At 66.7% G+C, this 15,095-nt stretch carries 15 protein-coding genes; 6 read left to right on the top strand and 9 right to left on the bottom strand.

Annotated elements, in window-relative coordinates; translation table 11 throughout:
- Positions 1 to 35 precede the first annotated feature (35 nt).
- Together ACFVTM_RS14040 and ACFVTM_RS14045 are read left to right on the top strand one after the other, a co-directional pair.
- Entirely contained in the window at positions 36 to 686 is a 651-nt protein-coding gene (locus ACFVTM_RS14040) for an amino acid ABC transporter permease (RefSeq protein ID WP_390204070.1), read from the top strand.
- A complete protein-coding gene (locus ACFVTM_RS14045; RefSeq protein ID WP_390204071.1) occupies positions 683 to 1,516 on the top strand; it encodes an amino acid ABC transporter permease in 834 nt (277 codons plus the stop codon). Before ACFVTM_RS14040 ends, ACFVTM_RS14045 begins: the two co-directional genes overlap by 4 nt.
- Before the next feature lie 78 nt (positions 1,517 to 1,594).
- Here the strand turns inward: ACFVTM_RS14045 and dapE are convergent, their stop codons facing one another.
- The gene (dapE, locus tag ACFVTM_RS14050) at positions 1,595 to 2,692 is read right to left on the bottom strand and encodes a succinyl-diaminopimelate desuccinylase (RefSeq protein WP_390204097.1); all 1,098 of its coding nucleotides are present in this window, start codon (positions 2,690 to 2,692) and stop codon (positions 1,595 to 1,597) included.
- Positions 2,693 to 2,894: 202 nt separating this feature from the next.
- Here dapE and dapD point away from each other — a divergent pair, with 202 nt between their 5' ends.
- Together dapD and ACFVTM_RS14060 are read left to right on the top strand one after the other, a co-directional pair.
- A complete protein-coding gene (gene dapD / locus ACFVTM_RS14055; RefSeq protein ID WP_390204072.1) occupies positions 2,895 to 3,905 on the top strand; it encodes a 2,3,4,5-tetrahydropyridine-2,6-dicarboxylate N-succinyltransferase in 1,011 nt (336 codons plus the stop codon).
- A 165-nt stretch (positions 3,906 to 4,070) separates the two neighbouring features.
- Positions 4,071 to 4,868: a hypothetical protein gene (locus tag ACFVTM_RS14060; protein ID WP_390204098.1), complete on the top strand. Its 798-nt coding sequence runs from the start codon at positions 4,071 to 4,073 to the stop codon at positions 4,866 to 4,868.
- 25 nt (positions 4,869 to 4,893) lie between these two features.
- Here ACFVTM_RS14060 and ACFVTM_RS14065 read toward each other — a convergent pair whose 3' ends face one another.
- The 5 genes from ACFVTM_RS14065 to fdxA all read right to left on the bottom strand — a co-directional run bounded on the left by ACFVTM_RS14065 (position 4,894) and on the right by fdxA (position 9,479).
- The gene (locus tag ACFVTM_RS14065; protein ID WP_390204073.1) at positions 4,894 to 5,505 is read right to left on the bottom strand and encodes a hypothetical protein; all 612 of its coding nucleotides are present in this window, start codon (positions 5,503 to 5,505) and stop codon (positions 4,894 to 4,896) included.
- 57 nt (positions 5,506 to 5,562) lie between these two features.
- On the bottom strand, positions 5,563 to 6,252 hold the full coding sequence (locus ACFVTM_RS14070; RefSeq protein WP_390204074.1) for a TetR/AcrR family transcriptional regulator: 690 nt from the start codon (positions 6,250 to 6,252) through the stop codon (positions 5,563 to 5,565).
- Between the two features lie 227 nt (positions 6,253 to 6,479).
- Positions 6,480 to 7,763: a citrate synthase gene (locus tag ACFVTM_RS14075; RefSeq protein ID WP_390204075.1), complete on the bottom strand. Its 1,284-nt coding sequence runs from the start codon at positions 7,761 to 7,763 to the stop codon at positions 6,480 to 6,482.
- A 228-nt stretch (positions 7,764 to 7,991) separates the two neighbouring features.
- Positions 7,992 to 9,140, bottom strand: a complete 1,149-nt coding sequence (gene dapC / locus ACFVTM_RS14080) for a succinyldiaminopimelate transaminase (protein ID WP_390204076.1) — start codon at positions 9,138 to 9,140, stop codon at positions 7,992 to 7,994.
- A 12-nt stretch (positions 9,141 to 9,152) separates the two neighbouring features.
- On the bottom strand, positions 9,153 to 9,479 hold the full coding sequence (gene fdxA, locus ACFVTM_RS14085; RefSeq protein WP_026266493.1) for a ferredoxin: 327 nt from the start codon (positions 9,477 to 9,479) through the stop codon (positions 9,153 to 9,155).
- Positions 9,480 to 9,632: 153 nt separating this feature from the next.
- Between fdxA and ACFVTM_RS14090 the strand changes: the two genes are divergently transcribed.
- Positions 9,633 to 9,881 carry a hypothetical protein gene (locus ACFVTM_RS14090; protein ID WP_390204077.1) on the top strand — a complete coding sequence of 83 codons (249 nt, stop codon included), beginning with the start codon at positions 9,633 to 9,635 and terminating at the stop codon, positions 9,879 to 9,881.
- A gap of 415 nt (positions 9,882 to 10,296) precedes the next feature.
- Here the strand turns inward: ACFVTM_RS14090 and ACFVTM_RS14095 are convergent, their stop codons facing one another.
- From ACFVTM_RS14095 to typA, 3 genes are all read right to left on the bottom strand, one after another.
- On the bottom strand, positions 10,297 to 11,106 hold the full coding sequence (locus ACFVTM_RS14095) for a type IV toxin-antitoxin system AbiEi family antitoxin domain-containing protein (RefSeq protein ID WP_390204078.1): 810 nt from the start codon (positions 11,104 to 11,106) through the stop codon (positions 10,297 to 10,299).
- A 281-nt stretch (positions 11,107 to 11,387) separates the two neighbouring features.
- The gene (locus ACFVTM_RS14100) at positions 11,388 to 11,765 is read right to left on the bottom strand and encodes a hypothetical protein (RefSeq protein WP_390204079.1); all 378 of its coding nucleotides are present in this window, start codon (positions 11,763 to 11,765) and stop codon (positions 11,388 to 11,390) included.
- A gap of 27 nt (positions 11,766 to 11,792) precedes the next feature.
- On the bottom strand, positions 11,793 to 13,721 hold the full coding sequence (gene typA / locus ACFVTM_RS14105) for a translational GTPase TypA (RefSeq protein ID WP_390204080.1): 1,929 nt from the start codon (positions 13,719 to 13,721) through the stop codon (positions 11,793 to 11,795).
- Between the two features lie 495 nt (positions 13,722 to 14,216).
- Between typA and ACFVTM_RS14110 the strand changes: the two genes are divergently transcribed.
- Positions 14,217 to 14,936, top strand: coding sequence for an SGNH/GDSL hydrolase family protein (locus tag ACFVTM_RS14110; RefSeq protein ID WP_390204081.1), 720 nt, complete (start codon positions 14,217 to 14,219; stop codon positions 14,934 to 14,936).
- The last annotated feature ends 159 nt before the right edge of the window (positions 14,937 to 15,095 follow it).

The raw sequence follows: 15,095 nt of genomic DNA on the forward strand, positions 1-15,095 counted from the left end.
CGCCTGGAATCCCCTCAACGCAGCTGAAGGAACTTATGGACGTCATCATTGAAAACCTCCCCCAGTATTGGGACGGTTTTCTCCGAACCCTCTTCCTCTCCGTGGTCTCGGGGATTATCGCCTTGGTCTTCGGCACCATCCTGGCGGCCGCCCGCGTCTCGCCCGTCGCCGCGTTGCGCGGCTTCAGCATGACGTACGTCGAGATCGTCCGGAACACCCCGCTGACCATCGCATTCTTTTTCGCAGCGGTGGTCCTGCCCCGCCTCGGCGTCACTTTCCAGCAGTTCGAAGTCGCCGCCATCATCGCCCTGAGCGCCTACACCTCGGCCTTCATCGCCGAGGCCGTGCGCTCCGGCGTCAACAGCGTCCCTGTGGGCCAGGCGGAGGCCGCCCGCAGCATCGGCATGAAGTTCAGCCAGGTGCTCTCCCTGATCATCCTGCCGCAGGCCCTGCGCACCGTGATCCCGCCGTTGATCAACATTCTGATCGCCCTGGTCAAGAACTCCTCCGTGGCCGGCGCGTTCTATGTACTGGAACTCTTCGGCCAGGGCAAGCAGCTGGCCAACGCCAACGGCGACGCCGTCATGTGGGTCCTGGTCGGCGTCGCATTCTTCTACTTGCTGATAACCATCCCGCTGGGCTACCTCGCCAGCGTCGTCGAACGAAAGGTGGCAATCGCGCGATGAGCTCTGTTCTCTACGACGTCCCCGGCCCCAAAGCCCGCCGGATATCGCTGATCGGCTCCATCATCGGCGTCATCGTGATCGGCGGCCTCCTGGTCCTGGCAGTCATGACCCTCGCCCAGCAGGGAATCTTCGACGCCAAACGCTGGGCGGTCTTCCAGCTGCCCGAGGTCTGGGCCCTGATCGCCGCGGGCATCGGCGCCACGCTCGCGGCGGCCGCGGTGGCCGCGGTGATTGCGTTCCCGCTGGGCCTGCTCCTGTGCCTGATGCGCATCTCGGACAACGCCTGGATCAGGGTGCCCACCCGCGTCGTGCTGGAATTCCTGCGCGGCATGCCCGTGGTGCTCATGATGCTGTTCGTGCTGCTCGTCTTTGCGACCAGCTCGTTCGTCGCCGTGGTGGCGGGCCTGGTCCTGTACAACTCGGCTATCTTTGCCGAAATCATCCGAGCCGGTGTCCAGTCGCTGCCCAAGGGCCAGCGTGAGGCCGGCCTGGCGATCGGACTCACCAGTTTCCAGTCCCGGCTGACCATTGAGCTGCCGCAGGCCATCCGGCGCATGCTGCCCTCGCTGGTCGCGCAGCTCGTGGTGCTGCTTAAGGACACCTCGCTCGGCTACATCGTCGCCTACGGCGAGCTGCTCCGGGCGGTGCAGGTCATGGCCGACTTCCTCGGCCCGCAGTACCTGTTCCCGGTGTTCTTCGTGGCCGCGGCCATCTACATCGCGATCGACCTGGCGGTCTCCCGCCTGGCCATCTGGCTCGAACGCCGCGGCTCCAAGCGGGCCGCTGGCGGCGTCGCGCACGTGCCTGTCGCCGGGATCGCAGCCAAGTAAGGTCCGTTCACCCACAAAGGGTCCGGAACCTCTTCGGAGGTTCCGGACCCTTTGTGCGTTGGCCGGTGTGCGTTGCGGCTAGAAGCAGAGCCAGGTCCGCAGCGCCCGCAGGCATTCCCGGATGGCGTCCGCCTCGACGTGCTCGTTGTCCTTGTGTGCCAGCAGCGCATCGCCGGGTCCGAAGTTCACCGCGGGGATGCCGAGTTCACTGAACCGTGCGACGTCGGTCCAGCCGTACTTGGGCTTCGGCTCCGCGCCTACGGCGGCGACGAAGGACGCGGCGGCGGGGTGGTGCAGTCCCGGCCGCGCCCCGGCCGCGGCGTCGGTGCGCACGACGTCGAATCCGTCCAGCAGTCCGCGCACAACGGCCTCGGCCCCGTCCGGGGTCTTGTCCGGCGCGAAGCGGTAGTTGATTTCCACGACGCACTTGTCCGGGATGACGTTTCCGGCCGTGCCGCCGTGAATCTTCACCGCGTTGAGGCTTTCGCGGTAGTCCAGGCCGTCAACCGTGACGGTCTGCGGTTCGTACGCCGCCAGCCGGGCCAGGATCGGGGCCGCTGCGTGAATGGCGTTGCTGCCCATCCACGCCCGGGCGGAATGGGCGGCCTCGCCGCGCGTGGTCACCTCGAAGCGGCTGGTGCCGTTGCAGCCGCCTTCCACCGTGCCGTTGGTTGGCTCGAGCAGGATCGCGAAGTCGCCGCCGAGCAGGGAGCCGTGATTGCGCACCAGCCGCCCAAGACCGCTCTTCACGGCCTCGACTTCCTCGTGGTCATAGAAGACGAACGTGACGTCCTTATCTGGGGCCGCACCGCCGTCGAACATGGTGGCCGCCAGCGCCAGCTGCACAGCGACGCCGCCCTTCATGTCGGTTGCGCCGCGGCCGTACAGGATCCCCTCCCCCGGAGCCCCCGAGGGCCAGTACGCAGGCACGGTCCCGAGCGAACCCTCGGTGATGGGCAGCGGCACGGTGTCCAGGTGGCCGGCGAGGATGACGCGCTCGTCCCGGCCCAGGTTGGTGCGGGCAATGATCGAATCGCCGTCGCGGACCAGCTCGAGCTCCGGCAGCAGGCGGAGGGCCTGTTCGACGGCGTCCGCCAGGACCTTCTCGTTGCCGGAGACGCTGTCGATGTCAATGAGGGCGGCCGTGAGCAGGGCGACGTCCTGGCGCAGGTCCAGATGGACCGGAGTGCGGACAGGGGCACTGGCGGGGGCATCGGCAGGGGTGCGCGGGTTCGTGGGGGTCACCGTCCCACTTTATCTGCTCACCTTCCCGCCGGGCCGCAGCGGCTTTCCGCCCGGGCTGTCCGTGGCGAGCGTCTCCTGTCACTTGGGCGTCTTACGTTTCAGAGGCCGCCGACGCTCTCGTTAGACTTGGGGCATGACTGAAACTGCTGCTTCCGCTGTGCCCAACGACGCCCGCTCCGCCTTCGGCTATGGGGTGGCCACCGTGTCCACCCGCAACGGTGAGGCCACCGTGCTGGACGTATGGTTTCCGGCGCCGGCACTGGGAGTCGCGGCGCAGCACCTGCGTGAGGTGGAGAACGCGGACCAGTCGCTGATCGACATCTCCGCCAACGGCACCGACCCGGACCGGGGCACGGAGCAGAAGGTTGTCTTCGTCCAGATCAACCTGGACGAGGCACCCGCGGACACGGCGGACGCCTACCTGCGCCTGCACCTGCTCTCCCACCGGCTCGTCCAGCCGAACAGCATCAACCTTGACGGCATTTTCGGCAAGCTCCCCAACGTGGTGTGGACCAACTTTGGTCCCGCGGCCGTGGAGGACTTCGAGCTGACCCGTGCGCGCCTGCGCAAGCGCGGCGCCGTCACCGTCTTCGGCGTGGACAAGTTCCCGCGCATGGTCGACTATGTCGTTCCCTCCGGCGTCCGGATCGCCGACGCCGACCGTGTCCGGCTGGGTGCGCACCTGGCCGAAGGCACCACGGTCATGCACGAGGGCTTCGTGAACTTCAACGCCGGAACGCTCGGCACCTCCATGGTCGAGGGCCGGATCTCGGCGGGCGTCGTCGCCGGTGACGGGTCCGACGTCGGCGGCGGGGCCTCGATCATGGGAACCCTTTCCGGCGGCGGCAAGGAAAAGATCGCCATCGGTGAGCGCGTTCTCCTCGGCGCCAACTCCGGCGTGGGAATCAGCCTTGGCGATGACTCCGTGGTGGAGGCCGGCCTGTACGTCACCGCCGGCACGCGTGTCCGTGTCATCAGCCCGCGGGATGCCGAGGGCGAAGACACCAGCCGTGTGGTCAAGGCTGTGGAGCTGTCCGGCGTTCCGAACCTGCTCTTCCGCCGCAACTCCACCACCGGCGCCGTCGAGGCGCTGCCCCGCAAGGGCCAGACCGTGGAGCTCAACGCGGACCTGCACGCCAACTGACCGCACCGGCTGGTACGGTATGGCGGGCGGCGAAGGCCGCCCCGGGGGGGCAGACTCCGAACGATAAGCAGCCGATGACGCAGCCCGCTGGGGCCTGAGGGAGTATTTTTCGTGGCACGACGAGGGAGCTGGCGGCGCCGGATCGTACTTCTGCTGACCCTTGCGATGGTCGCGGGCGCGATCTACACCGCGGTGGCGTTCCTCCAGCGCTCGGAAACGCTGATCACCGAACGCTGCACGGCCGTGGGCAGCGGAGGCGATGACCTCGCCACCGACCAAGCGGCCAACGCCTCCCTGATCACCGCCGTCGCGGTCCGGCGCGGGCTTCCCGCCCGGGCCGCCAGCATCGCGCTGGCCACCTCCATGCAGGAATCCAAGCTCCGCAACATCGGCCACGGCGACCAGGCCGGTCCGGACTCGCGCGGGTTGTTCCAGCAGCGGCCGTCCCAGGGATGGGGCACCACGGCGCAGGTGATGGATCCGTACCACGCCAGCAATGCGTTCTACGACGCCCTCGTCAAGATCTCCGGGTACCAGTCGCTGGAGATCACCGACGCGGCCCAGCGGGTCCAGCGCTCGGCGTACCCGGAGGCCTATGCCCAGCACGAGGGGATGGCCCGCGCGTTCGCCTCCGCCCTGAGCGGCCAGACGCCCGCCGGCCTGGACTGCTCGCTCCGGTCCCCCGACAGTGCCGGGGACCCCGCTGCCGTCGCCGCGGAGCTGGCCACTGCACTCGGTGATGTTCAGTCGTCCACCAGCGGCAGGACGCTGCAGGTGGATGCCGAAGGCACCCAGGCCTGGGCTGTTGGGCAGTGGGCCGTGGCCAACGCCAAGGAGCTCTCCATTACCAGCGTGGAGGTCGACGGCCTCGCCTGGAACCGGCAGTCGCGTGACGGCTGGCAGCCTGCCCAGGTCCCGGCCGGCCAGGTCAGGGTAACCGTCGCCGACGCCCCGCGCGCCTAAGCACCTAGCGCCTAGCGCCTAGCGCCTAGACCAGGAGATCAACCACAGGCTTCACGTAGCTGCGGAACAGTTCCGGCTGGGACAACAGTTCGTGGCTCATGAGGATCTTGTCCGGCTCGAGGAACCAGGCCCGCGGCTCCGCAAGCGGGAGTTCGATAATCGTCAGGCCAAAGTCATTCGAGGCGCGTCCCACCTCAAGCAGGCGGTCCTCCACCATGTCGGCCAGCAGTTCGTTGTTGCCGTTGGTTTCGCGCTCCGCTTCGAGGGCCACGTATTCCCCGCGGCGTTCCCTGGCCCATGTCAGGGCCGCCCCGAAGTGGGCCTGCAGCACGCGCCGCAGGGCCGGGGAATTGCTGAACGCACGGAAGCCCGGCGGGGACAGCTCGGGCGACATCTCCGGGTGGGCCTTCAGCAGCTGCTCCCACCAGGCCTCCCATTCGGTCTTGAGCGCAGCCGGGCCGCCAACTTCGGCAATCAGATGTGTGTGGTCCGCGGCGCGGATCTTCGGTGCCACGTGACACAGGGCCGGATGACCCGCAGTGTCCAGACCGGCGGCGTCACGAACGTACAGGGCAATGAGCATGGGACCAGAAGTATCCATCGTGATCCGCCAGCCAGGTCCGCCAGTGTGGTGCATCCAATTGCCTCCTTGGCAAGACGTACGGTCTCAGTCTATTCCTGTTGCAATGACGCGTTAACGGCTGGCTGCGTGGCTCGAAAACCGGCGGTTCAGGCCCTCAAGATGGGCTTCGAGCACATCCTTGCACATCAGGGCAGTCATCCACTCCGGCTGCAGGAGGGCGTGCATCGTCAGGCCGTCCAGGACGGCCAGCAGCAGTTCCGCTTCAGTGACGAGTACCTGCTGGTCGAGGCCCGCCGTCGCCTCGGCGGGGTCGGTGCCACGGCTGGCGCCGGCATCGCTCTCCGCCCCGGCGGCGAGGCCTATGATGAGCCGGCCCACGACGGCGGCGACGGCGCGATGGCTTCGGTCCGCCTCGGCGGCCAGGAACGGCCTGGTCCGGGCTGCGTTCTTGAAGGCCATCCACACGCAGGCGTCAACGGCCCGCTCCTCGTCCAGCGGAAGCACCTCGCCCAGGAGCGCCATCACTGCACTGTGGTGATCTCCCGACCCTGGCGGCAGGTCCCCCAGCAGGGCGTCGGCTGCGGTGAGCCGGCCGACGATCCGGTCCACCACCACGGCGAAAGCGTGGGTCAACAGCTCGTCGCTGCTGGCGAAATAGTGCCGCACCGAGCCGACGGCCAGCTGCGCTTCGTCGGCAACTTCCCGGAGGGAGGCCCGTTCCAGACCATCCGCGGCGATGATCCGGAAGACCGCGTCAACTACTTCCTGGCGCCGGATTACGGCGTCGACAAATTTAGGCACTGGTCTTTTTTAGCACGTCTGTGCCGCCACCGCCTCGGGCCACACCGATTCCCCCGCAGGCGTGGCCGGGGTCACATCGGCGCAGGTCACAGCGGCTTTGGTCACGGCGACAGCGGTCAAGCGGCAGTGGTCAGGCGGCAGTGGTCAGGGCGGCATTGGTCAGAGGGCAGCCGCCGGCGTCGTACTTGGTACTTGCTGTACCGCGGGTGCCGTGTCAGTCCGGCGGACTACAGTGCTGGGTAGTTGCGTTCCGGTTCGCCCACGTAGAGCTGGCGCGGGCGGCCGATCTTGGTGTTGGGGTCGCTGATCATCTCGCGCCACTGGGCGATCCAGCCCGGCAGGCGTCCGATGGCGAAGAGCACCGTGAACATCTTTTCCGGGAAGCCCATGGCCTTGTAGATCAGGCCGGTGTAGAAGTCCACGTTGGGGTAGAGCTTGCGCTGGATGAAGTAGTCGTCACCCAGGGCCTTCTCCTCAAGGCGCATGGCGATGTCCAGCAGTTCGTCGTTTCCGCCGAGCTTGCTGAGGACCTCGTGGGCCGTGGCCTTGATGATCTTGGCGCGGGGGTCGTAGTTCTTGTAGACGCGGTGCCCGAAGCCCATGAGGCGGACGCCGTCTTCCTTGTTCTTGACCTTCTCCATGTAGTCCTCGGGCTTGATGCCGTCGGCCTGGATCTGGCGCAGCATCTTCAGGACGGCCTCGTTGGCTCCGCCGTGGGCGGGGCCGAAGAGGGCGTTGATGCCGGCGGAAACGGACGCGAAGAGGTTGGCGTTCGAGGATCCGACCAGGCGGACAGTCGAGGTGGAGCAGTTCTGCTCGTGGTCTGCGTGCAGGATCAGGAGCAGGTCCAGGGCCTTGGCGATGACCGGGTCCACCTCGTACTGCTCGGCCGGCAGGCCAAAACTGAGGCGCAGGAAGTTCTCCACGAGGTTCATCGAGTTGTCCGGGTACAGCATGGGCTGGCCGATCGACTTCTTGTGGGCATACGCGGCGATGACCGGCATCTTGGCCATGAGGCGGATGGTGGATACTTCCACCTGCTCGGCGTTGAACGGATCCAGCGAGTCCTGGTAGAAGGTCGAGAGCGCGGACACGGCCGACGAAAGCACCGGCATCGGGTGGGCGTCACGGGGGAACCCGCTGAAAAAGCCCTTGAGCTCCTCGTGCAGCAGGGTGTGGTGGCGGATCCGCTGGTCGAAAGCTTCCAACTCGGTGGGGGTCGGCAGGTTGCCGTAGATCAGCAGGTAGGAGACTTCCAGGAAGCTCGAGTGCTGGGCCAGCTGCTCGATCGGGTAACCGCGGTAGCGCAGGATGCCGGCGTCGCCGTCGATGTAGGTGATGGCCGAGGTGGTGGCCGCGGTGTTCATGAAACCGGGGTCGAAGGCGACGGCGCCGGTCTGCTTCAGCAGCTTGGAAACGTCATAGCCTTCGTTTCCTTCTACAACCTTGATGCGCGGGAGTTCGAGCTCGCCGCCGGCATGGCGCAGGGTTGCGCTGGTGGTTTCAGTCATGGAGTCTCCTCATGAGGCATCGGGGCCTCTGTCGAAAGCTGGTCCAACATCTGGTGAAGCTGCCCGAGGATCCTGTTCGGACAGGATTTCCAAAGGCTGCGCTGCCTTCTTGTGGAAAGCCACCATTGATCGTCAGTTAAAAAGTACCGTCACTTCGCGGGTGGCACTAATCCGGGAGGCCTCGAAATGGCCGAAAACGCGACACATGTGGCACGCGCCACAGGATTGTTACGCTCCCGTGGCCAGCCGCGCCACGGCGGCGTCGATCCGCTCATCGCTTGCGGTGAGCGCCACCCGGATGAACCCGTTCCCGGCGTCGCCGTAGAAGACACCGGGGCCGACGACGATTCCGCGGTCAGCGAGCCTGCCCACGGTGGCCCACGTCGGTTCGCCCGCAGTGGCCCACAGGTAAAGGCCCGCACGTGACTCGTGGATTCTCAGGCCGAAGCCCTCGAGCGCGGGCACAATCCGTTCGCGCCGGCCCCGGTACAGGTCCTTCTGGGCCTGGACGTGGGCGTCGTCGCCGAGGGCCACGCGCATGGCTTCCTGGACCGGATAGGGAACAATCATCCCGGCGTGCTTGCGGCTGTTGACCAGGTTGGCCATGATGGCCGGGTCGCCGGCGACGAAGGCTGCCCGGTAGCCGGCCACGTTGGACTGTTTGCTGAGCGAATAGACCGCGAGCAGGCCATCGTGGGAGCCTTCCGCCACCTGCGGGTCCAGGATGCTGGGGACCGGCGTGCCCCCGCGCTCGACGTCCCACTCCCCCCAGCCGAGTTCGGCGTAACATTCGTCGGACGCGACGACGGCGCCGATCTCCCGGGCCTGCCGGACGATCCGCCGCAGCGAGGCGATGTCACGGACGCTGCCGGTGGGGTTGGCCGGTGAATTTACCCAGATCAGCCGCACGCGGGCGCGGGTGCCGGCGTCGAGCTCGTCGAGGTCGTCGGCGGCGATCTGCTCCGCACCGGCGAACGTGGCGCCGATGTCATAAGTGGGATACGCAACGGTGGGGCGGACGACGACGTCGCCCGGCTTGAGGCCGAGCAGGAACGGCAGCCACGCGACGAGTTCCTTGGAACCCACCGTCGGCATCACATTCTGCGGATCGAGCCCGGGGACGCCGCGCCGGCGCGCAAACCACCCGGCGATCGCTTCCCGCAGGGCAGGCGTTCCATGGACCGTCGGGTAGCCGGGGGCGTCCGCGGCGGCGCGCAGCGCGTCCTGGATGAGGGCCGGCGTCGGGTCCACGGGGGTTCCGATGGAAAGGTTGACGACTCCTGCAGCGTGCCGGGCTGCCGTGGCAAGATACGGCGCCATGGCCTCCCACGGGTAATCGGGCAGGCTCAGGCCGAAGGTGCGCACCGCGGATGTCACCGTAGCGCCGTCCTAGTTGTCTTGGTTCTGCGGCGGCAGGGCGGCGATCATCGGGTGGTCGGTGTGGGTGTTCCCGACCTTCGCGGCACCGCCCGGGGAACCGAGCTCGTCGAAGAACTCGACGTTGGCCTTGTAGTAGTCTGCCCACTCTTCGGGGGTGTCGTCCTCGTAGTAAATCGCCTCGACGGGGCAGACCGGCTCGCAGGCACCACAGTCCACACACTCGTCCGGGTGGATGTACAGGGAACGCTCACCCTCGTAGATGCAATCGACGGGGCATTCCTCAATGCATGCCTTGTCTTTGACATCTACACACGGCTGCGCGATTACGTACGTCACGTCCCTGGCCTCTCCACGTTGGTTCCGGCGACCGGCCGGATGGTTTCCCGGCCTGAGCGCCGGGGTTGCTGACTTCCGAGCCTATTATCTCCCAGCCTGTTCCCGCGAACCTAGCGGGGACGTCATACAGGCTCCGCGTCTTACTATGATCTGATGAGCTCGCCTTTGCCTTTGCCCCAGCAGTTCCTCTCCGACGCCCCGCTCGGCACACGCGTTGTGGTCCGGTACCGGATCGACGGCGGCCTGACGGATGCCCTCGGCGAGCTCGTGGGACGCGCGGACAGCGCCTGCACCGTCCGCACGCGCCACTCCGACGTCGTCATCGCCCTCCCGCTTGTAGTGGCGGCCAAAGAGGTCCCGCCGGCCCCGCCCCGCCGCGCCCCGCGCGTGCAGGGCCCCTGAGGCGCGGCCCCCACACGGGACATGCCCTCTCCTGCGCACAACGAGTGGACATGCCCTCCGCTCGTTGCCACGCGTGCACATGCCCACGGCTGATTGCCACCCGTGCACGTGCCCACGGCTGATTGCCACCCGTGCACATGCCCGCCCGTCCCCTCCGCAACCAGTGGACATGTCCTCCGCTCGTTGCGTGCGACGGACATATCAGCAGCATGCTCATTCCCGCCGGCCAGCGCGGGACATGTCCAGTGGTGAATCGACGAGCAAGGGACATGTCCAGTGGTAACCGGGCTAAGGGAAGGGGTGCAGCGCAGGAGTGCAGTGCGGTGGAGGGCAGCGCAGAAGCGCAATGCCGTGCAGTGCGGTGCAGGACAGCGCAGAAGCGCAGGGGCACACTGAGGGAATTCCGCTTCCGGCTCTAGGCAGCGGCAGACAGCCTGTTCAGCGTTTCCCGGACCATGGTGATGAATTCTTCGGGATGGTCCCGTAACAATGGATATGTCACAACCAGCGTCGGGATTCCCCGGCGCGTTGTAACGTTCCACCGCCGCCGGTCTTCCTCAAAACTCGTGCGGTCCATGTGAAACCCGGCCCCGTCGGTCTCGATGCCGAGACGGCCATCGACCATCAGGTCCAGGTGTCCCATGCCCGGAACGTTGACCTGCGATTCAACATGGAAGCCGGCACGCCGCAGGAGGAAACGGGCCAGGCACTCGATGAGGGACTGAGACTGCGGGACTATCGCCGAGAGGATCCGGCGCTCCCGGGTGTCGTTCCGGCCGTCGAGCCGCCTGCGCAACGAGCCCAACGGGAGTCCCTTGAGCACGACGGCGGATTCGGCGATGATCAGCCCGTCCGGTTCAGGCAAGCACCGCAGGCATTGGATGACCGTGTCAAGGAGCGTCGGCGGCCGGGGCGTCCTGTGGCAGACGAAGCCCGGGTAGCTCCTGCTGTGAGTGAGGGCCACATGCGGTTCAGCTGGGGCTTCCAGAACCCACAACCCGCCATACTGTGCCGCGGTGACGCACGCCGGTTCGGCCGGGAGCGAGCGAATGGAGATCAGCTGCGCGTCCGCACCGGGCAGGGCATAGACGCCATGGGCTACCCGGGATACGGATCCCGACGCCATCGCCGACTTGAGTTGGGAGTCGGCGACCCCCGCTGCGGCGATGTATTTGGCGCGGGCGACGCCGTCGTACTTAGAGAGCACCTCGATGATGTTGGCCATTCACCCATGGTGAGGGCGCGCGCTGCACCCCGGCGGCCAGGCCCCGCGCTATGTGGAAAACTGCCACCGCCGGGCCAGGGCGCCAGAGGAACTCGGTCGGGCGAAAAATGGGCATGTGCCGCGGGCCAGCCATGCGTTGGACATGATGCCACGATGCCCACTCAGTCGGGCGAAAAATGGGCATGTCCCCCGGGAGGGACGGGCAGAGGCCCAGGAGCAGGACCTGTCCGCGCCGGGAGGAAGGGAAGTTGCGGGAGGATGGGGAAGCTGGCGGGACGACGCTAGCCGGACGGCTGCCGGTACCGCCGGCACCAGACCAGCATGGCCCCGGTGATGCCTGCGATGCCGAAGACCCAGATATTGCCCGCGGCATCGCCGATGACCAGGCGCTTGCCCGCTTCCAGGGTGGACCACCAGCCGGTCAGGGCGTAACAGAGGACTCCGCACACCGCCGTCGGAACCACCGATCGGAATGCGGCACCGAGCCACAGCTGGACCGATCCCAGCAGGAGCAGGGCTGCCGCCGCACCCCACGGAACGTCCAGGCCGCCGAGCACCAGGTCGTGCCGGTGCAGGGCAGTGCCGGCCAGGGCAACAAAAAGAGCTGCCGGCACGGCGGCGGCAATGCCGCCTGCCGTACCGGCAGCTCTCTTAATCACGTTTCAGCCGAAGCCCGGGGACCGGGATCAGACCTTGGCGCGGGCGCGGTTGGCCTTGGCACGCTCGTTGGTGTCCAGGATGACCTTGCGGATGCGGATGGAATCCGGGGTGACCTCGACGCACTCGTCTTCGCGGGCGAATTCGAGGGACTCTTCGAGGGTCAGGTCGCGCGGCGGCGTCAGGTTCTCGAAGGTGTCCGAGGAAGCGGCACGCATGTTGGTGAGCTTCTTTTCCTTCGTGATGTTGACGTCCATGTCGTCGGCGCGGGAGTTCTCGCCAACAATCATGCCCTCGTAGACCTCGGAGGTGGGCTTGACGAAGAAGGAGCCACGTTCCTGCAGGTTGATCATGGCGAACGGGGTCACAACACCGGCGCGGTCGGCGATCATCGAACCGTTGGTGCGGTATTCGATGGGGCCGGCCCACGGCTCGTAGCCTTCTGAGATCGAGGCTGCGATGCCGGCGCCGCGGGTGTCCGTGAGGAACTTGGTGCGGAACCCGATCAGGCCGCGGGCCGGAACGATGAACTCCATGCGGCACCAGCCGGTGCCGTGGTTGGCCATGTTGGTCATGCGGCCCTTGCGGGCAGCCATCAGCTGGGTGACGGCACCGAGGTACTCTTCGGGCACGTCGATGGTCATGTGTTCCATCGGCTCGTGGACCTTGCCGTCGACGATCTTGGTGACAACCTGCGGCTTGCCGACGGTGAGTTCGAAGCCTTCACGGCGCATCTGCTCGACCAAGATGGCCAGCGCGAGCTCGCCACGGCCCTGGACTTCCCAGGCGTCGGGACGCTCGGTGGGGAGCACCTTGATGGAGACGTTACCGATCAGTTCCTTGTCGAGGCGGTCCTTGACCTGGCGGGCGGTGACCTTGGCGCCCTTGACCTTGCCGGCCAGCGGCGAGGTGTTGATACCGATGGTCATGGAGATGGCCGGGTCGTCAACGGTGATCAGCGGCAGCGGCTGCGGGTTCTCGGCGTCGGTCAGGGTCTCACCGATAGTGATTTCCTCGATGCCGGCAACAGCAACGATTTCGCCGGGGCCGGCGGATTCCGCGGGGACGCGGTCCAGCGCCTTGGTGGCCAGCAGTTCGGTGATCTTGACGTTCTTCAGTTCACCGTTGGCGCGGGCCCAGGCAACGGTCTGGCCCTTGCGCAGGGTGCCGTTGTAGATGCGCAGCAGCGCCAGGCGGCCCAGGAACGGGGAGGCGTCCAGGTTGGTGACGTGCGCCTGGAGGACACCGTCCGGGTTGTAGGTCGGGGCCGGGATGTGCTCGATGATGGCCTGGAACAGCGGCTCGAGGTCCTCGTTCTCCGGGGCGGTGCCGTCGGCGGGCTGCTCGAGGGAGGCGCGGCCGACCTTGGCGGCGGCGTAGACAACCGGAACGTTGAGGATCTTGTCCAGGTCCAGGTCCGGAACTTCGTCCGCGAGGTCCGAGGCCAGGCCCAGGAGGAGGTCCATGGACTCGTGGACAACTTCTTCGATCCGCGCGTCGGGGCGGTCGGTCTTGTTGACCAGGAGGATCACCGGCAGGTGCGCGGCGAGGGCCTTGCGCAGCACAAAGCGGGTCTGGGGCAGCGGGCCCTCAGAGGCATCGACGAGGAGGACGACGCCGTCGACCATGGACAGGCCGCGCTCCACCTCGCCACCGAAGTCGGCGTGGCCGGGGGTGTCGATGACGTTGATGGTGATGGTCTCGCCGTTGGAGGACGGTCCGTTGTAGGCCACCGTGGTGTTCTTGGCCAGGATGGTGATGCCCTTTTCGCGTTCCAGGTCACCGGAGTCCATGACGCGGTCTTCGAGGTGGTTGTGCTCGGCAAAGGAGTTGGTCTGCTTGAGCATGGCGTCGACCAGAGTGGTCTTGCCGTGGTCAACGTGGGCCACGATCGCGACGTTGCGCAGGTCACTGCGCGATGCAGTGGCTACCGCAGTGTTGGTGGTGGTTTCAGACATGCGTTATTGCTCGATTCAGTGGTGAAGTCAGCTGTGGTATCGCGACATTTCCAACCGGAACGCACGACGGATAAGTCCCTTTGGCACAGGGCACCTTCTACCATTCTAAACGCTAGGTCATTTATTGGCCTAAAATGCGAAACGGCGACCGGCCCACGCGGCGTCGCCGCAGCATGACGGATGTGCGGAAATCGATTACTACTTGTGAGTAAAGTCACTGGATTTTCGGGCTCCCATGCCCCATCATTGCTCTGATAGCAGCAAGCAAGCCCGGAGACATTCATGCGAAACGCCTCGGCTCTGTCCCGCTTAGTCGCAACGATGATCGCCGTAGGCGTAGTTCTTGGCGGCTGCGGGCAGACCTCATATTCACCTGCGCCTGACGCAGGTTCTTCCGACGCGGGTTCTTCCGACGGCGGATCTTCCGGCGCCGGCTCTGCGAACGCCCCGTTGACGGCCGGACAGTCCGGAGTTGCCAATGGCGCAGGCATGCCGGTGGCCGCTGGTTCCGCGGCGAAGGCCCGCATCGGGGCCACCATCGATCCAGCGGATCTGCCGGGCGGTTCGAACTACCGCAATCCCGCCAACGGCCGCACCGAGATCATTGTCAGGGACACCAGCAATACCGCTGTGCTGATCGGCGACTCACAATCGGAACCGACGTTTGGCTGGCCCAGGCAGGGTCTGGCCGCAGCAGGATACAAAGTGTTCTTCTGCGGCCGGGGCGGCACCGGCTACGTGGCGTCGAACGGCACCACCGGCAACTACATCGATGCGCTCCAGCGCGGCGACTGGAAACTCCCGTACGGCACCCCTCCCCTGGTCGTGATCGAAGGCGGCGGAAACGACGCCGCCCGCGGCGCCTCGGACTCGCAGATCGTCGCCAACGCCGACCGGCTGATCACCAGCATCCAGCAGCGCTACCCGGCCGCCCGTGTGCTCATGGTCGGCACGCTCGCGCGCGGCGCCCACTACGGCGGTGGACGACGCACCGAGGTGGACAGGCTCCTGGGCCACGTGGCTGACCGGCATGGACTGGCGTTCGTCAGCGCCGGAGACTGGCTGACCAAGTACAACCTCACGGGCTCGATGGCGGACGGTGTCCACCTGAACCGGCAAGGCCACGCCGCCCTCGGCGTCGTGTTCGGCAAGCGGCTGGCGTCGATGGGGCTTCAGTACCGGGTCCCCGGCACGCTCTCCGACTTGGCCCGTTAGCGCGAGACAGTACCGGACAGGGCAGGCGACGCCGACATGCCCGGCCGGCGCCGGACAGCAGCGCCAGCACCCCGCACAGCAAAGGAGCCGGTGTCCGCCCAACGGGGGGGAACCGGCTGCTTTTGTGGTAGCGGGAGTCTTGGTCACGGCCGAAGGGAA

The sequence above is a fragment of the Arthrobacter sp. NPDC058130 genome, from assembly GCF_042884475.1.
In the GTDB taxonomy this organism is placed as follows: domain Bacteria; phylum Actinomycetota; class Actinomycetes; order Actinomycetales; family Micrococcaceae; genus Arthrobacter.